Source organism: Paenibacillus sp. FSL F4-0236 (genome assembly GCF_038000135.1).
Taxonomy (GTDB): Bacteria; Bacillota; Bacilli; order Paenibacillales; family Paenibacillaceae; genus Paenibacillus_AQ.
The window spans coordinates 781297-802893 of record NZ_JBBOBK010000001.1 but is presented as its reverse complement, the minus strand read 5'-3'; the positions used below and the strand labels follow the sequence as shown (position 1 = coordinate 802893).

Genomic DNA, 21597 nt, shown 5'->3' with positions numbered 1-21597 from the left:
GTATATTTATTAGTCCTTATTCATCATCATTCTTTAAACTTTATAATAAAGCTCTTTCGAGAACTGCCATCCGAACCGGAACCCCATTAGACATTTGTGGGAAAATCCTTGATTGACTGCTCTCTACAACTGCATCATCAATCTCGACATTCCGGTTAACCGGAGCTGGGTGCATAATGATTGTATCTTTTGCGAGCTTAGCTGCGCGTTCTTCCGTTAAACCATAATGTCTGCGGTAATCTTCCGCGGAAAGTACGATGCCAGAAGAATGACGTTCCAGCTGCACACGAAGCATCATGACTACATCTGCTTTAAGAGCTTCTTCTATCGTTACATAAGGTGCGTATTCCATAAGCTCAGGAGCCTTCATATTCTCCGGTGCACAGAATTGCACTTTAGCCCCTAGCTTTGTAAGTCCCCACAGATTGGAGCGTGCTACCCGGCTATGCATGATGTCCCCGATAATAGAAACCGTGAGACCCTTTAAATCTCCAAACGTTTTGGTCATGGTGTAAAGATCAAGCAGCGCTTGTGTTGGATGTTCATTGTTGCCGTCACCCGCATTAATAAGCGGTATGGACACCTTCTCAGCTAACTGCTGCAGCACACCTGCAGGCTTCAAACGCACAACTCCGGCATCGATCCCCATCGATTCCAGTGTGCGTACTGTATCGTAGATCGACTCCCCTTTTTCTACACTAGAAGCTGCAGCCGTAAAATTCAGTACTTGTGCACCCAGTCGTTTCTCTGCCATTTCAAAGGAGAAACGAGTGCGTGTGCTGTTCTCAAAGAACATGTTAGAAATAAAATGCGAGTTCAAAATGGGAGTTAACTTCTCACTTTGATTGTCCCAGTATGCTGTTCGGTCGAGCAGCCCAGTGATTTCCGACCGGTCAAGCTCTTTTATTCCCAGCAGACTACGTTCCTTTACCTTGGTAAGTGTCATGATGTTATCGTTCCTCCCGGTTTGAAATAATGTAGACCTCGTCTTTGCCGTCGTATTCCTTCAGCGCCACTTCAATCTGCTCATGCTTTGAGGTAGGTACATTCTTACCGATGTAGTCTGGTCGGATCGGCAGCTCGCGGTGTCCACGGTCAGCCAGTACTGCCAGTTGAATCATTCGTGGGCGTCCGCAATCCATCAAAGCGTCCATCGCCGCGCGGATGGTGCGTCCGGTGTAAAGCACATCGTCGAACAAAATAACCTTCTTATCATGGATGCCATCATTGCCGGAAGTAATAATGACGTTACTCTTCACTACTGCTTCACTGCCTCCTACTTCACGGTCATCCCGATAATGTGTGATGTCGAGTTCGCCGTAAGGAATCTCGACGCCTTCAATTTCCTTGATCCGCTCAGCGATGCGCTGTGCTAGGTACACGCCTCGTGTTCGGATACCGACCAGCAGACAATTTTCAATCCCTTTGTTCTTCTCCAAAATCTCATGAGCAATACGCGATAATGCCCGGCGGATCGCCGTTTCGTCCATAATTACATTTTTCTCAGTAACCATAATCTTGTCACCCTCCACTTGTTTCGCCTGTTCAAGTTCCTGGAAATCAAAAAACTCCTTGCCTATTAACAGGCAAGGAGTGAAATCCGCAGATGAAGAAGATGATGGCCGCGCGCATAAAAAGACAGTCCGGTGTATACACTCGGATACCTTTCTAAGAGTCGCGAACCTCGATTCACGTTACCTTGCCAGCCTCACAGGACTGAATTAAAGGCGCTATTCATTTAATGAGAATTATGACAGAACAAACCCTGCATGTCAACTTTATCTGCCTAAACTACAACACTTTCCAAGCCTGCTTCTATTAACAACAAAAGGAAGGCGGTATTATAGGGAAAACCGGAAAACCTCCCTATAATTAGGCCACAATAGTCATTATGATCAGTTTATGCGGAAATCCTCCCTATAAATTGAAGGATTTCCTTGAATACAACCAAATATGCTGAAATAGAGGGGGAAATTCCCTATATTCTAGCGGATTGAAGCTAAAACACAAAATTAGAGGGAAGAATTCCCTATCTTACAGTAGCTCTATTCTACAGTAGTCTAATCCACAGTAGACTTGCCACTACATAAAGAAAAACCACCCAAGGTTTCCCCTAGGCGGCTTCAATGTCTAACTAATGTTTAAAATTCAAACTCCACATCGCTTAAGCGTCTTTGGATTTCAGAGATGACACGTCTTTCTTCCTCTTCCCCTTTAGCAATAAAGGTAACAGAGAAACGTACAAACGGACCTGCATCATCCCAAGGCACGGTGGAGATTAGCTTCTCACGGATCAGGAATTGCGAGAAATCCTCACCGGATTCGAAACGGCGACCACCTTTGACACCCTTAGGTGCTGCAACATAAAGGAAGAAGGAGCCCTTTGGTTTCTCAGCATGGAAGCCCAGGCTGTTCAGTGCATCTACCAACAGGTTGTGACGACGAGAATACTTGGCAGCAATCGCTTCAGTAATCTCTGGATGAGCAAGACCGTAAGCCGCAGCTTTTTGAATCGCGATAAATTGACCGGAATCATTATTATCCTTCACATCACTGAAGGCTTTAACTACTAGCGGATTACCGGCCACAAAACCGATTCTCCAGCCTGTCATATTGTAGGACTTGGACAGGGAATGTAGTTCCACGCCAACATCCTTCGCACCCGGAACTGACAAGAAGCTAAGCGGCTTCAAACCGTCATAGGTCAAGGCAGCATATGGTGCATCGTGGATAACGACTACATCATATTTTTTAGCCCATGCAACTACCTCAGCAAAAAACTCAGGAGTCGCACTAGCGCCCGTCGGATTGTTTGGATAGTTCAAGTAAAGAAGCTTAGCTTTATGAGCAACTTCTTCTGGAATTTCGTTCAGATCTGGAAGAAAGTTATTCTCCTTCTTCAGCTCTACTGTAAACACTTGTCCACCCAAGTATTTAGTGTGTGTACCCAGCACTGGATAACCCGGCACCGTCATGATCGTAATATCTCCTGGGTTAATGAAGCAAGAAGGCAACATCGCCAATGCAGGCTTAGAACCGATAGAGTGAACTACCTCCGTAACGGGATCAATACCTTCAACACGGAATACTTCCCGCAAATAATCAGCAGCAGCTGTCTTAAACTCAGCAATTCCATTGTCCGCATAACCACGGTTCTCTTCCTTAGCTGCTTCTTCAGCAAGCTTAGCCACGATACCTGCATCAGCCATCTCATCTGGTTCGCCTACGCCCATGTCGATCAATTCAATATCAGGAAAATCCTGTTTCGCGGATGCTTTGGCACGTTTGATTTTCTCGAATTTATAAATCGAAGTGTCCTTGCCGTAGTTCGCACCGCCGATACGGTCTGCAAAATTAGTCTGAATGAAGCTGTCTTGGTATTGTTCAATACTCATACTTTCATCTCATCTCCTGGATATCTATTCTAATTTTAGAAGAAACGGCTTCGCCGTCCCTTGGATGGCTTATGTTTCTAGAGATCCGTTTCTGTGATAAAAAATAAGGATAAAGAATAAGGCATAACCTTCTCTTTATCCTTATGTTATTAAATATGATGGAAAGCAGAGTTCAATACCATAGACTAATTATCACTTCATTTGTACTTATCTGCTGCGCAATGTGAACAGAACATCTTCCATGTCTTCCGGAATAGGTCTGCTGAATTCTTTATATTCACCTGTCGTAGGATGAATAAATCCAAGCACCGCCGCATGTAACGCCTGTCCATTCATAGCTGTTCCTTTACTGCGTCCATAAATCGGATCCCCCACAAGCGGATGACCAATGAATTTCATATGCACTCTGATCTGATGCGTGCGGCCAGTCTCCAGCTGCAGCTCCAGTAGTGTACAGTCACCGAAACGTTCCATCACTGTAAAATGGGTCACAGATTTCTTGCTGTTCTTTTCCGTCACAGTGTATAGCTTGCGATCATGTGGATCTCTACCGATCGGAGCGTCAACCGTTCCTTTGTCATGCGACAAATTGCCGTGTACAACTGCTATATAGCGGCGTGTTACACTGTGCTCTTTAAGCTGTGCTGCGAGCGACGCGTGACTGGCATCATTTTTAGCCACCATAATAAGACCAGAGGTATCCTTATCAATACGATGTACAATACCTGGACGAATCTCACCATTAATACCGGACAGATCCTTGCAGTGATACATCAGTGCATTTACCAAGGTGCCTGACGGGTGCCCGGCAGCCGGATGTACAACCATACCACGCGGCTTATTTATAACAATGACATCGCTGTCTTCGTATACAACTTCAAGTGGAATATTCTCTGGGATCAAGTCTGTAACTTCCGCTTCTGGTACGACAATGGAAACTTTATCGCCTTCTGAGAGCTTATAGTTAGCTTTAACCGGTGCCCCATTAACCGTAACATGGCCACCACTGATCCACAGCTGCACCTGAGAACGAGAAATATCCTCTTCCCAAGATTCCGTTATATATTTATCGATTCGCTCCCGCGCGTTCTCTGCTGAAACGGTCCACTCCGTGACGTCCCTCTCTTCTTCGCTCGTAGATGCCGCTTGGTGATTGACGTCTTTACTCAAATCATTCATTCCCTTCTTTTACTTCCTTTGCTTCTTTTACTTCTTTGATTTCCGTGATTTCTTCACCATTCTTAAGATCGCGGAAGGAGTCCAAAAGAATCAACCCAACCCCAATGACGATACATGAATCCGCAACGTTAAAAATCGGGAAGCTATAGCTTCCAAAATTAAACAGAAGGAAATCGACAACCTCACCACTGATCATCCGGTCTAGGAAGTTACCTATCGCTCCACCCAGAACAAGTCCAAGGGCAACCGATAGCATTTTCCGCGAATGTCTAGTTTTGTTCAAGTACCAAACGATACCTGCAACCACTACAACCGTAACTAAAAAGAAGAACCATTGCTGACCTTGTAGAATCCCAAAAGCAGCCCCGCGATTACGATGTGAGGTAATTAGGAAGAAATTCCCGATCACCGGAATCTGTTCCCCAAGCTCCAGACGTGTGGCAATGAGATACTTCGTTCCCTGATCCACCAAAAATACAATAAGAGCAATCAAATAGTACACCACAGAAGTTGTCACTCCGTTCTTATTTTTCCCGCCAAATGCGGTACGAATACTGTTATAAGACTTGTATATTGTAGCACAGCCCTTAGAAGATCGTCTATTGCGTGACACCTCTCGGGCGCTTAATCTTGGGGACTATTTTCCATCGCTAAAATAACGCCTCTCAGGTCAACCTAACAAAGAACCATCCGGTGCAAATCGGTTTGTCGGAAGGATTCTTAAAAAAGTACAGAAAGGAGCTTACTCATCATGACGCACCTGACAGTACAGCAGCTCTCAGAGCTACGCGCCCGATTAGAAAAAGACCGTGATACTATTCAGCACAGGCTTCAGAATAATGAAAATTACGGCTTACAGGAATCCATGCGGGATGGCACCGGAGAACTTTCCGAGAATGACAACCATCCAGGCGATGCAGCCACCGATTTGTATAATCGCTCCATGGATATTTCACTGCTAGAGCGGGACGAGCATGAGCTGGATGATATTGAAGCTGCTCTCAACGCTATGGATGAAGGCACCTATGGGATATGTAAGGCTAGCGGTAAACCGATCCCTTTTGAGCGTCTATCCGCTATTCCCTCCACGCTTTATTGTAAAGAGCACGCCCCACGTCAAAATGCACCTTTTACTCGGCCCATTGAAGAAGAATTTTTGTCTCCTCCATTTGGGCGTACGAGTCTCGATGAACGAGAGGATCAAAACGGCTTTGACGGTGAGGATGCCTGGCAGATTGTAGAAAGCTATGGCAACTCCGATTCCCCCGCCATGGCGGAGGGCAGCAACATTGACTCCTATAATGATATGGAGATTGAAGCCGATGAGCTTGAAGGCTGCGTAGAGCCTTGGGAGAACTTTATCGCCACCGATATTACAGGCAACAACATAGTTGTAGTACCGGGACGTAGCTACGAGCGTTACAAGGATAGTGGCGAGGGAAGTTACATGCTTGATCCGCTCGAAGGCGAGGAGTAAAAGCATTGTCCCCCACAAGAAAAATGAACAGCGTGCGGTTCCAGTTTCATTGGGAATGGCCCGCTGTTTTTTTGTTTTTTTCAGCTCTACTTCATTTTGTTAAGAAAATGTTCAGATTCAGCTGGTAAACTGATCTAACGCATGCTGAAATCGACATACAAGGAGTGTAACGTAAGTGAATCACGACTATTTTAAAAATGTACAGCAACTCAGTCATGAAGATGACCGACGATATTTATTATTAATGAGAGGCTTACGCATCTTACACGAGGAAAAAAAGCAGCGCAGCCCTCTCCAAAGATTAAAAAAGGAAAGGTACGGACTGGGGAGAAACATAGAAGTCCAAGGTTGGATAAATCCACCAAAGAAGATTGACCGAACCCCACTCTCTCCTACAAACCAAGTAAAGACAGCTACGCCTTAAAAAGCTATTTGAATTCCAGCTGACGCTGAACAATTCGTACAATATCCGCAATATAATCTCCGATGATCGGTAGATTCAAGGCTCCAAGAACCTGAAGAACATAGATGATCGTTGCCGCAAAAAAAGTAAAGCCAAGCGCGATCCCTACTCCACGAGCCGCTCCATATAAAATATTTTTCCAAATTAGAGTCCAAGGTGAATATAACAGCTCCGTATACTGATAAATTCGTGATTTCTCTAAGATATGGGCCCATTCAAAGGTTAATCGATACATTGTATTCATTTTTTCTTCCAGTGGAATGTCTTCTGGATTGCGATGATCTGCTGTTAAACGCTCAGGGTTTTCCTCAGGAATAACCTTTTTCTCCACTCCCTTATCTGGGCTGTTCTTGTTGCCGGATGTCTTGACGGAGATTCTGTTCTTCTGATCCTCCACAGCCACAGCTCCTCTCATACGTCTATATTCGCCACAAAGTAAACGAGCCCGGTCAAAGAGAATACATCTCCTTGAGCACGAGGCTCGTTATTTTCGCGGGCGAAATATAAAGACTATATTTCCCGCATAAACAGAAGTTCTCTGTTTACACTTGTGCCGCTAGTATATGCTGTTTTGGGACAGGTAATGCAGATTTACACTTCAATATGGATACCGATGGATTTACCACCGACATCTACCGTTTCAAAAGCGTGTTCTCCGCCAAAATCAACCGTAGTCACAAGTACATTGTCTCGCAATACATTCTCAAAGGCTGTAACTGCTGCTTTAAGCTCATCGTCTACACTCAGCGTGAGTGCGATCCGTTTCTCGATCGGCAGATCCAAACGTTTACGGTAATCTTGAACCGCACGAATGATCTCACGAACCCAGCCTTCTTGTTCAAGCTCAGGTGTGATTTCGGTATTGAGCGCAACCGTAATTCCATATCCGGAAGCTGCGGCGAAACCTGCTTTAGCTTCTTTTTCAACGAGTAGCTCTTCAGAAGTGATCACCAGTTCTTCTCCCTCTGGCGTCGCAATCGCGATTGAGCCATCTTGCACCGCTTTGCGGGTAGAGTCACTGTCCAAAGCTTTTAGGAAGCCTTGCAGGAAGCCGACGTTTTTACCGTATTTTTTACCGGCAACTTTAAGATTCAGCTTGAGTGTGAAGTCAACAAATCCACTGTCGCTAGTCTCTAGCACGATGTTCTTGATGTTGATCTCGTCTTTGATGATCTCTTCATACTCAGCCAAATGGAAGTCACGGTTCATCGAAACGATCAGCTCAGACAGCGGTTGACGATTCTTAATGCCTGTTTCGTTACGCACGTTACGCGCCAGCTCAACGATTTGTCTCGCACTTTCCATATCCTCTTCCAGCTCTTTATCGATCAAGCTCTCATCAGCAACCGGATAATCTGCTAAATGCACACTTTCTCCGCCGCCAAGGTTCGTGAAGATATCTTCAGACAACATCGGTGTAAATGGAGCCATCAAAGACGCTGTCTTCAAAAGCACATGGGTCAGTGTACGGTAAGCATCCAGCTTATCTTCACCTAGACCACTACCCCAGAAACGATCACGGGAACGACGGATATACCAGTTACTCAGCTCATCTATAAAGTTCTCAATACCTTTGGATGTATTCACGAAGTCATTAACTGCAAGTCCTTTGTCTACCAAAAGAATCAAGCTGTTCAGACGGGACAAAATCCAGCGGTCCAGCTTATGTTCCGATACTTTAAAAGGATGATCGGCAGGATCATAACCATCGATGCCGGCATAAAGCGTCAAGAACGCATGCGTATTCACCAGTGTATCTACAACTTTCGATTTGGTTTCCCCTACAAGACCACGAGAGAAACGTTTGTTATTCCACGGTGCACTATCGGATAGAATCGCCCAACGGAAAGCATCCGTGCCGTAATCGTTCATGATATCCCAAGGATCAATAACATTGCCTTTTGATTTGGACATTTTTTGACCATTCTCATCAAGGATATGACCGTGAGCAATAACAGCTTTATATGGAGCTTTACCTTTAAACAAGGTAGATACAGCTAGTAAGCTGTAGAACCATCCACGTGTCTGGTCGATCCCTTCACAGATCATATCCGCTGGATATTGATCATTCAGCTTATCCTCGTTCTCAAATGGATAATGACTTTGCGCAAATGGCATCGAACCACTATCGAACCAAACATCGATAACTTCTGGTGTGCGAACCATCTCTGCGCCTTCGCTGAAAGGACTGCGTAGCTTGATCTTATCTACAAAAGGCTTATGCAGCTCGATATCCTCAGGTACATCGCCAATCGCCATCGCTCTCAGTTCTTCAATGCTGTGTGGAGCGAACTCTTTGCCCGTTTCTTGACATACCCAAACATTAAGCGGTGTGCCCCAGTAACGATTACGGCTGATATTCCAGTCCACCAGTTCATCCAGGAACTTCCCGAAACGGCCTTCACGTACATGATCAGGATACCAATCTACACTGTTGTTGTTAGCAATCAGCTGATCTTTGATCGCTGTAGTGTTGATGAACCAGCTGTCTGTTGCGTAGTACAAGAGTGGTGTATCACAACGCCAGCAGAACGGATAGCTGTGCTCGTATTTTTCTTTGCCGTAAAGCAGTCCTTTTTCAGACAAAGCTTTAACGATATCCAAATCGCAATCTTTCACGAAGCGTCCAGCAAAATCAGACACTACATCCGTATACTTACCGGAATTATCAACTACGTTCACGAAGCTGATGCCGTTCTCGCGGCAAGTCTTGTAGTCATCTTCACCATGCGCTGGTGCCATGTGTACGATCCCTGTACCACTGGAATCTGTAACGAAGGAAGCACCTACGATGACATTGCTTTTCTCTGCCTTGATGTATCCGAATGGAGGAGCGTAAGTTTTACCGATAAAATCGGAACCTTTATGTGTAGAAAGGACTGTGTGCTCGCCTTTCATTACTTCCTCCACCAAATTTTTGGCAACAATGTAGATACCGTCTTCTTGTTGTACACGTACATAATCCATGTCAGGGTTCATGGCTAACGCCATATGTGCTGGCAGCGTCCAAGGTGTAGTCGTCCAAGCTAGTACGTAGTCTCCACTGTCATCCAGTTTAAACTTTGCAGTCGCACTGAGATCCTTGACAGTCTTGTAGCCTTGGGCTACTTCATGGGAGCTTAGGGTAGTCTGACAGCTTGGGCAGTAAGGACTAACGCGGTGTCCGCGGTAGAGCAACCCTTTGTCATGCACAGTAGCCAAGATGTTCCACACGCTCTCGATATACGTGTTATTCAAAGTTACGTAAGGATTATCTAGATCCGTCCAGTATCCGATACCCTCTGTAAACTCGCGCCATTGCTTCTCATAACCGAAGACGCTGTCTTTACATTCCTGAATGAATTTTTCTACGCCATATTCCTCGATCTCTTGTTTGCCGGAGATGCCAAGCTTCTTTTGTACGCCTAGTTCTACTGGCAAACCGTGTGTATCCCAGCCCGCTTTACGTACCACGCGGTAACCTTTCATCGTTTGGTAACGACCGATGAAATCCTTGATTACACGGCCCAGCACGTGCCCGATATGCGGTGCACCGTTCGCTGTTGGAGGACCTTCGTAAAATACATAGTTCGGACGTCCTTCACGATTCTCCATCGATTTACGGAACGTATTTTCGTCGCTCCATTTCTTGAGTATGCGGACATCTCTTGCCCGCGCTTTTTCTTTGACATCTACTTTTTGCATGTGATGGTCAATCCTTTCATGGTTTAGTCTGTAAAGCTCTTTTCGATCCTTGGGCAGTCTGGTTCAGCTGGCGCATTCAGCTCTTGTCTTCGGTACCCGAGCTGCGATCCCGCAGGGCAGCACTGGCTCGGGGTGCCACTGGGACCGGCGAGTGAAACGCCGGTCTGCTCTAGCAGTGAAGGCCCCGCAGGCGAACCCGCCAGGGGAGCCTAAGAAGGGCCGCTCCTTCAGCCACATGAGTCCGTTCGCTTCCACCACCGTACCCGTTTGCACGAGGCTTTACATTGCGGGTGTCCAGAAGGCGGCAGCCCTTGGGGTCCCCCTTAGAAAGGGGGATTTAGGGGGATGGCCACCCCGGAACAACAAAATAAGCGTCATCCCACCCCCAAAGGGGCGAGACAACGCTCGCGATACCACCCTAATTCTGCGCATGAGCACATCCTTAAGGGGAGTGTATTCAGCACAATCTCAGTCCTGCGCGTAAATCTCATGCACAGGTCCGGTGTAACGTCCGGCGGACGGCTAAGCTTACGCACGATCAACGCTTCAGCTTAACTTCTAGGGGAAGATCTTCCGGCAGGGTTCGAACAATCGGCTCTCAGCAATCGCCGACTCTCTGGAGAACGTTACCTTGTCGTACTTGTCCCGTCATCGAATACATATAAACATTATACAGATATGTTCTATTTATAGACTTTTTAAGTCTAAATGTCAACAACCGCTAGCCAAATCCGCAATTAGGAGTATACCTGTGCAGGCGGAATACTTTATTATGATCGATTTTAGCGGAAAATAAAAATAGAGGGAATAACTCCCTCTATTTAGCCGATTATAGCATGAAATTATAAATTAGAGGGAATTCCCCCCTATAAATTCAAGCAGCATTCATTCATCATAGTGCATTAGATACGATGTAGAACATCATCCTTAAAGGTTACGTTCTCGCTTGCCTCACGACTCTCCAAGGCATTCCAGTCATCCTGTGACAACAGCTCGAGCTGTGCTTCCACCAATGTGCGGAAACGAGTGCGATAGATCGAAGCTTGCTTACGCAATTCTTCAGTCTCAATAGCAACCTTACGGGATTTGGATAACGCTTCGTTAATAATCCGATCCGCGTTCTTTTCCGCTTCCTTGATAATGAGCTGCGATTCCTTCTTGGAGTTGTTCTTCACATCATCCGCCGCTTCCTGAGCGACTAAGATCGTTTTCGATAAACTCTCTTCAATATTCACAAAATGATCTAAACGCTCTTGAATGGACAAAAGCTGATTCTGCAGCTCTTTGTTCTCACGGATGACACTTTCGTAATCCTTAATTACTTGATCCAGAAATTCGTTGACCTCGTCCTCATCATAACCGCGAAGTCTCCGAGAGAACTCCTTGTTATGTATATCGAGCGGTGTTAATGGCATGCTGTGCACCTCCTAGAAATTTCGGACCTTCTAAGTCTCTGAACCATACCTGCGCAGCAGACAAAGAAGAAAGACTGTACTTCAAGTAAAGGCAGAGGATGTATCGACGTTCCAACTGCCATTCATGGTTCGCCTCTTTTATAAAATATCGGCGTCCTGCTTTAAAAATGTTTGATTCCCTCGAAATAATCAATTTCGACAAGTAAAGCCGGATTCCTGCAAGGGATTCACACAAATTTACCAACCTGAACACGGTATCGGCCCTTTTTCGTCAAACTACCAACCTCTAGAACCTTGAATCGACCAAATCCTTGAATAGATACCATGTCACCATCTTTAAGTCCGCAGGAAGGGTCTTCTTCCACTTTCCAATTTACCCGAACGCGCCCAGCCTTGATGGGAGCAAGAATTTTGCTTCGACTAAGCCGTGTTACATCTGCGGCTATGCCATCCAATCGTAGGGACGCTACAGTCAAATCCATCATTTCCAGCTTCACCTCACTATTACGCAAGGCAGAAAGTGGCAATACCTCCGTGCTCACCTGTATTCGGTGTACTCCAGTTAAATTCATGTCTAAATAATCTGCAATATCTGCAGCTACTACCACATGACAACCATCGTCCAGAACATGAATATCACCGATTTTTCCACGTTTTACTCCAAGACCCAGAATAGAGCCCATGTAGTCCCCATGCTCTAACGCCAGAAACTTTTGCTCACCAGAGGTTATCGCAAGAACGCTCAGCTCCATGTCCTCATGATCCAGATCACGGTAATCAGGCGCAATGAGTGCTCGCTTCCGCTCTGCCTCAGGGTGGCCGCCTTCCCATCTAACGATAACATCTGGATGTCGATTGACGAGACTTTGCAGAATAAATCCTTGGCGCGGATCTAGAAATTCGGTCAGTTTCGTCTCATGATATTCTCCAGCATGGGTAACCCATTCCCAAGCCTTGTCCACAAATTGTCTTTCATCGGGATGAAAATGCCCGTAAACTTCTGTCTTCATCACTTCTGCCTAAAAAATTAAGTGCAAAATGGACTTGAGTCCACCTGCCGCAAATTCCAAGACGAATAGTGCAATGATCGGGGAAATATCAAGCGTACCAAAGAGTGGCGGAATAAACCGACGAAATGGTGTCAAATACGGCTCAACAAGCTTGCTCAGCAGTTCTCCGATAAAGTTCTCACGAACGTTTGGTAACCAAGACATCAGTACGTAGAAAATAATCATGTAAAAATAAATATTAAACAGCATATCAATAATGTAATCAATTTGGGGCAAAGCTCATTCACCTCATTCTGTTATAGTCTGGATCGTCACCTAGGATTTCCGTAATGGCACCTTGAATTTCAACGGTATCTGGCGTGCACATAAATATATTGCCCCCAATTTTAGAGATTCCTCCCCCAAGGGCATAAACAGTTCCACTTAAAAAATCAATAATTCTCATTGCCTGATCATTACGGACACGCTGAAGATTGATCACTACCGTCCGGTGAGAACGGAGATGGTCCGCAATTTCCTGAGCCTCATCGTACGAACGTGGCTCATAAAGTACAACTTTTACATTCTTCTGCGAATGGATACTGACAACGTTGCCCCTTTGATTTTTGCGGGTTTCGACAGGGGCTGGCTCATACTCATCCTCTTCGTGGATTTGCTCCCGCTCCACAACTTCTTCTTCCTCCTGCAAGCCCAAAAAACTCATAAATCGGTTCATAACGCTCATCACGATCCCTCCTAATGGCCTACTAACACCGTACCTAGGCGTACCCAGGTGGCTCCTTCCTGTATCGCCACTTCAAAATCATTCGACATTCCCATTGATAGCTCCGTAATCGGTTCAGGTGTCAAAGCAAGTTGATTGAGCTCATCGCGCAGCTCACGAAGTCCGCGAAATACAGGGCGGGTAAGCTCCGGATCACCTTCTAAAGGTGCCATCGTCATTAGTCCAATTACTTTTACACGGTCTAGACTAGCAATTTCACGCAAAAATCCAGGTACCGCCTCAGGCGACAGACCAAATTTCGTATCTTCTCCAGAGATGTTTACTTGAAGAAAGACATTCACTTCTTGATCTGCGGCAATCGCCTTTTTGTGTAATTCTTGCGCCAGAGATATCCGGTCCAAAGAGTGTATATATTGAAACTTGCCAATAACGTCTTTAACCTTATTGGTCTGCAAATGCCCGATAAAATGCCATGTCCCTTGGTCCCCTAAAACCTTCCATTTGTGCTCAGCATCCTGCCAGCGACTCTCGGCAATATGCTCCAGGCCTGCCTCCAATACGGAGGACACCATTTCCAGAGAAACATATTTCGTCACTGCAATTACCTTGACGTCATTTCGATCCCGGCCGCTTGCCGCGCAGGCACGTGCTACACGTTCCTCTACCTCAGCAATTCTCTCCTGCAGTGTTAAAGCCAACTTTCAACTCTCCTTTATTCCGATCCAGCTCGTCATCCTGCCTGTAACCCCATCTTCTTTACGATAAGAAAAGAACAAATCTTGATTACAGCTTGTACACCAAGATGTACATTCGATATGAGTCGGCAATATTCCTGCTTTAATCATAATGCGTCGATTCATTTCTTTCAAGTTTAGCATGTATTTGTTCTCATCTGTGTCAGATGTTCTGTACAGCTCCACAGTACTGGCTGTTTCTGTTGGTTTACTCAGATCACCTTCCAGTCGATGAACATGCTCCATCACATAATCGTCCACCTCATAACAGCAGTCTCCAATGGATGGTCCGATCGCTGCAATAATGTCCTGCGCATGGCTTCCGTAAATGGTCTCCATTTTACTCACCATAGCGGCTGCAATCTGGGCCACAGTTCCCTTCCAGCCTGCATGGGCAAGACCGACGACTTGGTGCACAGGATCATAAAAATAAAGGGGTACACAATCCGCATAAAAAGAAGTCAGAAAAACTCCCGGTACATCCGTAAGCAAACCATCGGTTGCCTGAAATGCCGAGGTTCTATCCTTTTGACCCCGCCCACGATCGGCTTCCCTTACCACTGCTATTTCTGCTCCATGGGTTTGTTCTCCACAGGTCCAAGCTTCAGGTTTGAAATCAAGAGCTTTCGCAAGCGCCCTACGATTCGTTAAGACATCTTCCGGAGCATCCCCAACATGAAATGCACAATTCAGGCTGTCATAAGGCTTTTTGCTAGCCCCTCCCTGTCTACCCGTAAAACCTGCTGTAATTTCTTTATGCTTCACACGCCAAGGCTCCAGATGGAGCAGCATAAGTGTTTCCTTCCCCTGCACAAACGGTTCCATATCCTCACCTCCGCCTTAGTGTACCACATGTAAATACCCCTACAAAATGCCGCTTAAGCTAGAACATTAAATTTACTAACTTTTAAGCCATGCCATTTCGAATCATTTTATAAAAAACAAAAAACGCACCTAATTAATAAGTGCGCCGTTCGCCTCGGTCCCCTCGTTCCAAATACATCGTTTCTCGTTCGTCCTGCCCTTGAGGCATTCTTGATTCTTCAATCTTCACAAGCACTACATCAGACCCGATTTTGACAATATTTCGCCATGGAATAATCAGATCGGTTCCGCCTCCGAACAACCCCATAAACCGAGTGTATCCGGGAATTACGATTGCATCAATGACACCTCGGCGTAAATCAAGCTCTAAGTCACTGATTTGGCCCAGCCGCTTGCCGTCCACAATGTTAATAACGTCCTTAGTCTGAAAATCAGAGATTTTCATTTTTTTGGCTGATCCTAAATAATCCTCGTTCATCTCACCACCCCTGTACAATCAGACCTATAGTCCAATATATGTTATGAAAGCTTGGCCACATGCATGAAATATCCCCACAAAGTGAGGCTATGCTTAGATGCTTACCAAGGTACTTTGCGGGGGCTCAATATAATTCCTGAAACAGTAAAAAGAGGAGATCACCCAAAATCCGTATCAGGGATTCTGGATATCTCCTCATTTCAGACGATTTAAGACTTCACATGCTTTTGCATTTGCTGAATCGCAGATTTCTCTAGACGTGAGACTTGTGCCTGTGAGATACCAATCTCATCTGCGACCTCCATCTGTGTTTTCCCTTCGAAAAACCGCATGGATAAAATTCGTTTCTCCCTTTGACCTAACTTACGCATCGCTTCACGTAAGGCGATTTCTTCGATCCACGACACATCCTTATTCTTATCATCGCTAATCTGGTCCATTACATAAATAGGATCGCCACCGTCATGATAGATCGGTTCGAATAAGGACACTGGATCCTGAATAGCATCAAGGGCAAAGACTACATCTTCCTTCGGTACGCCAAGTGCTTCAGAGATTTCGAATATCGTCGGTTCCCGCGAATTCTGATTGGTCAGACTATCGCGTACCTGCAGCGCCTTATAAGCAATGTCTCTGAGTGAACGCGATACTCGAATCGGATTGTTATCACGCAAGTAACGGCGGATCTCACCAATAATCATCGGAACCGCATATGTGGAGAACTTAACGTTTTGTGATAAATCGAAATTATCGATGGCTTTCATCAGACCGATGCAGCCCACCTGGAACAAATCGTCAACAAATTCTCCCCTATTATTGAACCTCTGGATAACACTTAGAACGAGCCTAAGATTACCATTTACCAATTTCTCTCTGGCGGATCGCTCGCCCTGCTGCTGCAGCGAAGTGAACAGTTGCCGCATTTCCACATTCGTTAGAACAGGCAGCTTAGCAGTATCCACACCGCAAATCTCGACTTTATTTCGGGTCATGATGATTTACCTCCCAAGGAGAAACATTACTGTACATTATCTCCCGGGTTGGCCATTTTATTCCTTGCTAATTTCACCTTACACCATCTTGTTAAACTCCTTACGCAGCCGCTTAATAATTCGTTTCTCCAGACGAGAGATGTAAGATTGGGAAATGCCGAGCAGATCCGCCACATCTTTTTGCGTCTTTTCTTCGCCCCCACGCAGTCCGAAACGCAGCTCCATAATGAGTCTTTCCCGTTCGCTCAGCTTTTCCAGCGCCTTTTGCAGCAGCTTGCGATCGACCTGTTCTTCAATGTTCCGATAGATGGTATCATTTTCCGTCCCTAAAACATCTGAGAGCAGCAACTCATTACCATCCCAATCGATATTAAGAGGCTCATCAAAAGAAACCTCACTCCGTGTCTTGCTATTACGCCGCAAATACATCAAAATTTCATTCTCTATGCAACGTGATGCATATGTTGCTAGTTTTATTTTTTTCTCGGGATCAAAAGTGTTAACCGCCTTAATTAATCCGATAGCCCCTATCGAAACCAGGTCTTCAATATTGATTCCGGTATTCTCAAATTTACGAGCGATATACACTACGAGGCGCAGGTTACGCTCAATCAGCATCGCACGAACAGCAGCATCGCCGCTAGATAGCCGCTGAAGCAGATACTCTTCTTCTTCCCGTGTCAGCGGTGGAGGTAGAGCCTCGCTCCCGCCGATATAATAGATTTCCTGACTCTTCAGCCCCAGTAGAAACAGCATGCGGTAATATTGCAGCTGCAGAGCAATTTTCCATTTGACCATTATTGTTCCTCCTCCAAGAAGTACACGGTTAGCGTATGAAGCTTTTAATTACCGCTTTCAGCCATCAGAAGTTTGGTTCAGCTAGCTTTAAAGATTAGGAAGGTAGTGCTGCATCAGTGGCGCTCTCTTTTTGAGTTAAATCCGGATGTATGACCGCCCGATAGGCTCCATCTCCTGAGAGCGTCCCGCCATCCAGCCCAATTAAGACTCTTTTACTATAAAAGATATCTTCACCGAGCTTTATCGTCACAAGGTCTGGCTTCAGTGCGAGCATAAATGATGCCCCTCGGTTAATCCCCCTGTAAGGTACTAGTCGCATCCTATCCTGCCAAGCAAACGACTGCCCGTCCGTTTCTAGCAAAAGTCTGTCCGCACCATCCTGAGTGAGTCTCCCTTTCCATGCAGCAGGCAGATGCCCCTCCCAGAGCGTCGATTCCATCACCATCACCGGTATGCGGGTCAAAGGATCACAGAGACGATTACCTGTGTCTAGCAGGCCAGGACAGGAAACACTTACACCATCAATTTCAACAACCACCTCACCGATATAGGTTTCAAGCTGCTCCCTTCTGATTCGTGAAGAATGCACTGCCTTGAAGCAGATTAACACCAGGGGGAATACTGCAATGACAAACCAAAAGCCGATCTTTAAGCCGTAGGCATGCCCTCCTGAAGCAGTGAACATAATACCATTCCAAATGTCGCTGGAGCTCTGCAGCAAATAGTGAATACCAACAATTCCACCTGCGGCTGCAAAATTGATAATATAGAAAGCTCCCATAGTGCGAAGGTAGCTTTGCAGACTCCCAAAACCAAAGGCAATCCATAACATAACCACCGACAATCCAAACTTGATAAGGAAGGTATACATGAAAGACAGCTCCGGTACAAACATCATCACTACATACAGTGCGCCAACGAGAGCTGAGAGGATTAAACGCCACCATGAGATTCTCAGCTTAACCATCCAGCCTGTCAGCCACAAAAGAATTCCGTCGATCACTAGATTGGCGGCGAATATCAAGTCAATATAAACAACCAGTGCATTCACCTGCTTAATGGCGGAATCTATCCTCTAGCCAAATTGGATCAGGCTCTGTTTTTGGACGATATGATTAGTATAGAAAGTCTCGCATTCAAAGTCTGTCTAAACTTGGGGGGCATTCTTACGGTTTTTTTGTCGAGTTATAGCGCGTGGGGATTTATTCCTTCTTTATGGAATTTCTTATATCTTTTATTCACTGCGTCATTCGCTCCATCATTCGCTGGATCATTTAATGGAATAGAGGAATCCTGCAAATATACAACTTTTTGTGCAAAACTCCGCTTCATGAAGTCCAAAAACTGCAAATATACAGGATTATCCTCACTTTTGGCTAGAAATCTTTATTTGGCGCAGGAATTACTGCAGATTCGCAGGAATCAACGCTTCAACCATCTACTTATTATTAAATACTGTATTTTTGCAGGATTATCTGATGGTTAATGGTTGCCGCTCTCCGACTACCAGTTACCACCTACTGTAACTACTTAGTCAACCATCACCCCCTTGGAGCTACACAGTGTCGTTCATAGTCTTGCTTGATCCTTATTGCATTTACGCAAAAAAAACACCGTACCGCTATAGCTAATCAGCTAAGCGATACGGTGTTCTCGTATAATCTTGATTCTATTTAATTAGTCATTGTTGCCCCGAGTACGATTACGCAGGAACGTCGGAATATCGAGCTGGTCAGAAGAACTCTGATTGCCGAAAGGACGTAAATTAGCTGAACTCTTATCCGGTGCTGCCGCAGGCTCGTTATTCGTCGAGACCGGACGACGTCCTGGAGTTTCAGGCGATGGTTTATGTTCAAAGCCAGTAGCAATTACTGTTACTTTGATATCATCCTTCAGGCCTTCATCAATAATCGCACCAAAGATCATATTCACTTCAGGATCAGAGGCGGATGTAACGATCTCAGCCGCTTCATTAACTTCATATAGAGAGAGGTTGGATCCTCCCGTAATGTTCATGATTACGCCGCGGGCGCCTTCAATAGACGTTTCCAAGAGTGGGCTCATGATGGCTTTACGTGCTGCTTCAGACGCACGGTTCTCACCATTTGCAATACCAATACCCATAAGCGCTGAACCGCGCTCTGTCATGATCGTCTTTACATCCGCAAAGTCAAGGTTAATCAGACCAGGAACCTTAATTAGGTCAGAGATACCTTGAACAGCCTGCCGGAGAACATTATCTGCTTCACGGAAAGCTTCCAACATCGGTGTTTTCTTATCAACGATCTCAAGCAAACGGTCATTTGGAATGACGATTAGCGTGTCGACTTTTTCTTTCAAAGCTTCGATTCCAAGCATTGCCTGGTTATAACGTTTTCTTCCTTCAAAAGTGAACGGGCGAGTAACTACCCCCACAGTCAAGGCTCCACACTCTCTAGCAATCTCAGCTATAACTGGTGCTGCACCTGTTCCTGTACCGCCACCCATCCCTGCAGTAACAAACACCATATCTGCGCCCTTAAGGGTATTAGAGATCAAGTCACGGGATTCTTCCGCTGCTTTCTTACCGACTTCAGGATTAGCTCCTGCACCCAACCCGCGGGTCAGCTTGTCCCCGATTTGCAGCTTGTGCTCCGATTTGGCCATATGCAACGCTTGGGCGTCTGTATTAACCGTAATAAATTCTACACCCTGAACGCCATTTTCAATCATCCGGTTGACAGCATTACTACCTCCGCCGCCTACGCCGATGACTTTTATTTGCGCCAAGCTCTCCATTTCAAAATCAAATTCTAACATATTGTTCCATCTCCCCCTCAATGTGCTTGGATGGCCGGTCCAAGTATATCTGGACTTACACTTATATAAACTCGCTGAACATGTTCTTTAGACGCTCGACAAACCCGGTCTTCTGAACCGTTTCCTGATTTGGAGTGGCGTTCTGCTTACTCCGGTTGACCGTCTTTTTGTTGCTGCTTCCACCACTGCTTCTTCCACGGAAGCTACGGACAACATTATGCAGGATACCAACACCTCCGGTAAACCCAGGGTCCCGTACACCGATATAATCCGGTACAGCGATGCGTACAGATGCAGCCAGTTCAGTCTGAGCCGCCTTTAATACGCCAGGCATCGAAACAGTTCCACCCGTTAATATATAACCTCCAGGTAGTTCACTGTAACCAAGCCGTTTCACTTCCTGTTTAATCAGATGGAAGATTTCTTGCACCCGTGGTTCGATAATTGCCGCTAAATCCTCTTGGTTAAATTCCTTCTCTACATTACTGCCAATGCGCAGCACCTTGAAGACAACGTCAGAGGCTGCATCGTCAATCCATGCGCAACCATACTTTAGCTTTACTTTCTCCGCTTGATCAGTAAGTGTACGTAGTCCGTATGCAATGTCATTAGTTACAAATTCTCCGCCGATCGGAATCGTAGAGGTTGCACAAAGGGAACTTTCTTCGTATATGGCTATCGTTGTCGACCCGGCCCCGATATCAACCAGAACAGATCCCATCGATTTCTCGTCTTTGGACAGCGCCAATCCACCAGCACCAAGAGACATCAGCACAAGATCCTTCACTTTCAGCCCTGATTTCTCAACACATCGTAGTAGATTATGTATTGGCGTCTTAGCACCCGTAATGATGGTTGCGTCCACTTCTAGACGAACACCAATCATCCCGCGCGGGTCCTGAATACCTTCGAGACCATCGACGATAAATTGTTTAGGAACAACATCAATCACTTCTCGCTCCGGAGGCATAGCGATGACTTCCGCAGCTTTAATAACGCGATCGATATCATCCTCACCGATTTCACGATCCTCATTCTGAACGGCCACGACACCGTGGCTGGATTGCAGGCCAATATGATTACCGGAAATGCCTACATAAACTTCTGATATTTGAATACCCACCATTTGCTCTGCATGATCTATAGCACTTTTGATCGATTGCACAGTTTGGTCGATATCTACAATCGCGCCTTTACGTATTCCTTCCGAATCAGCAGATCCAACGCCAATAATATTAAAGGTTCCATTGGTAACTTCCCCAATTATTGCCCGAACTTTGGATGTACCGATGTCCAAACTAACAATGATGTCATTGTTGCTCAAGTCCTATGGCACCTCCTGTTATAATCGAAATAATTTGCATAATCTTATCCCGGTCCCGGGAAACTTCTCTGTACATATTCAACATACCTAACCCTTTCCCTCTTTTTTCTACAAATTTTTTGAACGGAATAATATTCCAACATCCCTAAATGTGATTAGTTACTCATAATTTTTTATAAGAATGATAATTATCACAAGAAATATATACCTATTTGGTTATTACTAACCATATAAAAGATTATATTTCAAAAAAATCGAAGAAAAAAGAGGGATATAGCTTCTTGCCCGTAACTCCGATTG

21 protein-coding genes and 1 other annotated feature are annotated in these 21597 nt (G+C 45.4%); of the genes, 1 reads left to right on the top strand and 20 read right to left on the bottom strand.

Annotated features, from left to right (window positions below; translation table 11 throughout):
• Positions 1–40 precede the first annotated feature (40 nt).
• The 5 genes from NSQ29_RS03650 to lspA form a co-directional block, all read right to left on the bottom strand.
• Complete coding sequence (locus NSQ29_RS03650; protein WP_042190812.1) at positions 41–946, bottom strand: aspartate carbamoyltransferase catalytic subunit; 906 nt, start codon at positions 944–946, stop codon at positions 41–43.
• Positions 947–950: 4 nt separating this feature from the next.
• Positions 951–1514, bottom strand: coding sequence for a bifunctional pyr operon transcriptional regulator/uracil phosphoribosyltransferase PyrR (pyrR, locus tag NSQ29_RS03645; RefSeq protein WP_149647673.1), 564 nt, complete (start codon positions 1512–1514; stop codon positions 951–953).
• A gap of 627 nt (positions 1515–2141) precedes the next feature.
• Positions 2142–3395, bottom strand: a complete 1254-nt coding sequence (locus tag NSQ29_RS03640; RefSeq protein WP_339243106.1) for an LL-diaminopimelate aminotransferase — start codon at positions 3393–3395, stop codon at positions 2142–2144.
• A 207-nt stretch (positions 3396–3602) separates the two neighbouring features.
• On the bottom strand, positions 3603–4574 hold the full coding sequence (locus NSQ29_RS03635) for an RluA family pseudouridine synthase (protein ID WP_042190820.1): 972 nt from the start codon (positions 4572–4574) through the stop codon (positions 3603–3605).
• Positions 4567–5079, bottom strand: a complete 513-nt coding sequence (gene lspA, locus NSQ29_RS03630; protein WP_042190823.1) for a signal peptidase II — start codon at positions 5077–5079, stop codon at positions 4567–4569. The genes NSQ29_RS03635 and lspA overlap by 8 nt, the downstream gene beginning before the upstream one ends.
• 246 nt (positions 5080–5325) lie before the next feature.
• Between lspA and NSQ29_RS03625 the strand changes: the two genes are divergently transcribed.
• On the top strand, positions 5326–6051 hold the full coding sequence (locus NSQ29_RS03625; protein ID WP_341124376.1) for a TraR/DksA C4-type zinc finger protein: 726 nt from the start codon (positions 5326–5328) through the stop codon (positions 6049–6051).
• Positions 6052–6479: 428 nt separating this feature from the next.
• Here the strand turns inward: NSQ29_RS03625 and NSQ29_RS03620 are convergent, their stop codons facing one another.
• From NSQ29_RS03620 to ftsA, 15 genes are all read right to left on the bottom strand, one after another.
• A complete protein-coding gene (locus tag NSQ29_RS03620) occupies positions 6480–6770 on the bottom strand; it encodes a DUF5665 domain-containing protein (protein ID WP_371915735.1) in 291 nt (96 codons plus the stop codon).
• A gap of 335 nt (positions 6771–7105) precedes the next feature.
• Complete coding sequence (gene ileS, locus NSQ29_RS03615) at positions 7106–10198, bottom strand: isoleucine--tRNA ligase (RefSeq protein ID WP_341124375.1); 3093 nt, start codon at positions 10196–10198, stop codon at positions 7106–7108.
• Between the two features lie 386 nt (positions 10199–10584).
• Positions 10585–10859 (bottom strand) — a binding site (T-box leader).
• Positions 10860–11100: 241 nt separating this feature from the next.
• Complete coding sequence (locus tag NSQ29_RS03610) at positions 11101–11613, bottom strand: DivIVA domain-containing protein (protein WP_042130215.1); 513 nt, start codon at positions 11611–11613, stop codon at positions 11101–11103.
• A 227-nt stretch (positions 11614–11840) separates the two neighbouring features.
• The gene (locus NSQ29_RS03605; protein WP_042190831.1) at positions 11841–12623 is read right to left on the bottom strand and encodes a YlmH family RNA-binding protein; all 783 of its coding nucleotides are present in this window, start codon (positions 12621–12623) and stop codon (positions 11841–11843) included.
• A gap of 9 nt (positions 12624–12632) precedes the next feature.
• On the bottom strand, positions 12633–12872 hold the full coding sequence (locus tag NSQ29_RS03600; protein ID WP_042194359.1) for a YggT family protein: 240 nt from the start codon (positions 12870–12872) through the stop codon (positions 12633–12635).
• Positions 12873–12906: 34 nt separating this feature from the next.
• Entirely contained in the window at positions 12907–13347 is a 441-nt protein-coding gene (locus tag NSQ29_RS03595; RefSeq protein ID WP_042190833.1) for a cell division protein SepF, read from the bottom strand.
• 11 nt (positions 13348–13358) lie between these two features.
• Positions 13359–14045, bottom strand: a complete 687-nt coding sequence (locus NSQ29_RS03590) for a YggS family pyridoxal phosphate-dependent enzyme (protein WP_042190837.1) — start codon at positions 14043–14045, stop codon at positions 13359–13361.
• A 3-nt stretch (positions 14046–14048) separates the two neighbouring features.
• Positions 14049–14906 (bottom strand): peptidoglycan editing factor PgeF, encoded by an 858-nt coding sequence (gene pgeF / locus NSQ29_RS03585; RefSeq protein WP_340972166.1) that lies wholly within the window; start codon positions 14904–14906, stop codon positions 14049–14051.
• Positions 14907–15039: 133 nt separating this feature from the next.
• Entirely contained in the window at positions 15040–15384 is a 345-nt protein-coding gene (locus NSQ29_RS03580) for a YlmC/YmxH family sporulation protein (protein WP_076284758.1), read from the bottom strand.
• Between the two features lie 209 nt (positions 15385–15593).
• On the bottom strand, positions 15594–16376 hold the full coding sequence (gene sigG / locus NSQ29_RS03575; protein ID WP_036683631.1) for an RNA polymerase sporulation sigma factor SigG: 783 nt from the start codon (positions 16374–16376) through the stop codon (positions 15594–15596).
• A gap of 78 nt (positions 16377–16454) precedes the next feature.
• The gene (sigE, locus tag NSQ29_RS03570; protein WP_028530613.1) at positions 16455–17177 is read right to left on the bottom strand and encodes an RNA polymerase sporulation sigma factor SigE; all 723 of its coding nucleotides are present in this window, start codon (positions 17175–17177) and stop codon (positions 16455–16457) included.
• Between the two features lie 91 nt (positions 17178–17268).
• Positions 17269–18216: a sigma-E processing peptidase SpoIIGA gene (gene spoIIGA / locus NSQ29_RS03565; RefSeq protein ID WP_042194361.1), complete on the bottom strand. Its 948-nt coding sequence runs from the start codon at positions 18214–18216 to the stop codon at positions 17269–17271.
• 143 nt (positions 18217–18359) lie between these two features.
• On the bottom strand, positions 18360–18506 hold the full coding sequence (locus NSQ29_RS03560) for a hypothetical protein (protein WP_223179028.1): 147 nt from the start codon (positions 18504–18506) through the stop codon (positions 18360–18362).
• A 345-nt stretch (positions 18507–18851) separates the two neighbouring features.
• Positions 18852–19973: a cell division protein FtsZ gene (gene ftsZ / locus NSQ29_RS03555; protein ID WP_042130228.1), complete on the bottom strand. Its 1122-nt coding sequence runs from the start codon at positions 19971–19973 to the stop codon at positions 18852–18854.
• Positions 19974–20034: 61 nt separating this feature from the next.
• Positions 20035–21297, bottom strand: a complete 1263-nt coding sequence (gene ftsA, locus NSQ29_RS03550) for a cell division protein FtsA (RefSeq protein ID WP_042190844.1) — start codon at positions 21295–21297, stop codon at positions 20035–20037.
• Between the last annotated feature and the right edge of the window lie 300 nt (positions 21298–21597).

Bases quoted from the DNA above. Each gene is read 5' to 3' on its own strand.
- NSQ29_RS03650 (WP_042190812.1), bottom strand. From the start codon at position 946: ATGACACTTACCAAGGTAAAGGAACGTAGTCTGCTGGGAATAAAAGAG.
- pyrR (WP_149647673.1), bottom strand. From the start codon at position 1,514: ATGGTTACTGAGAAAAATGTAATTATGGACGAAACGGCGATCCGCCGG.
- NSQ29_RS03640 (WP_339243106.1), bottom strand. From the start codon at position 3,395: ATGAGTATTGAACAATACCAAGACAGCTTCATTCAGACTAATTTTGCA.
- NSQ29_RS03635 (WP_042190820.1), bottom strand. From the start codon at position 4,574: ATGAATGATTTGAGTAAAGACGTCAATCACCAAGCGGCATCTACGAGC.
- NSQ29_RS03625 (WP_341124376.1), top strand. From the start codon at position 5,326: ATGACGCACCTGACAGTACAGCAGCTCTCAGAGCTACGCGCCCGATTA.
- ileS (WP_341124375.1), bottom strand. From the start codon at position 10,198: ATGCAAAAAGTAGATGTCAAAGAAAAAGCGCGGGCAAGAGATGTCCGC.
- NSQ29_RS03610 (WP_042130215.1), bottom strand. From the start codon at position 11,613: ATGCCATTAACACCGCTCGATATACATAACAAGGAGTTCTCTCGGAGA.
- NSQ29_RS03605 (WP_042190831.1), bottom strand. From the start codon at position 12,623: ATGAAGACAGAAGTTTACGGGCATTTTCATCCCGATGAAAGACAATTT.
- NSQ29_RS03600 (WP_042194359.1), bottom strand. From the start codon at position 12,872: ATGCTGTTTAATATTTATTTTTACATGATTATTTTCTACGTACTGATG.
- NSQ29_RS03595 (WP_042190833.1), bottom strand. From the start codon at position 13,347: ATGAGCGTTATGAACCGATTTATGAGTTTTTTGGGCTTGCAGGAGGAA.
- pgeF (WP_340972166.1), bottom strand. From the start codon at position 14,906: ATGGAACCGTTTGTGCAGGGGAAGGAAACACTTATGCTGCTCCATCTG.
- NSQ29_RS03580 (WP_076284758.1), bottom strand. From the start codon at position 15,384: ATGAACGAGGATTATTTAGGATCAGCCAAAAAAATGAAAATCTCTGAT.
- sigG (WP_036683631.1), bottom strand. From the start codon at position 16,376: ATGACCCGAAATAAAGTCGAGATTTGCGGTGTGGATACTGCTAAGCTG.
- NSQ29_RS03560 (WP_223179028.1), bottom strand. From the start codon at position 18,506: ATGAAGCGGAGTTTTGCACAAAAAGTTGTATATTTGCAGGATTCCTCT.
- ftsZ (WP_042130228.1), bottom strand. From the start codon at position 19,973: ATGTTAGAATTTGATTTTGAAATGGAGAGCTTGGCGCAAATAAAAGTC.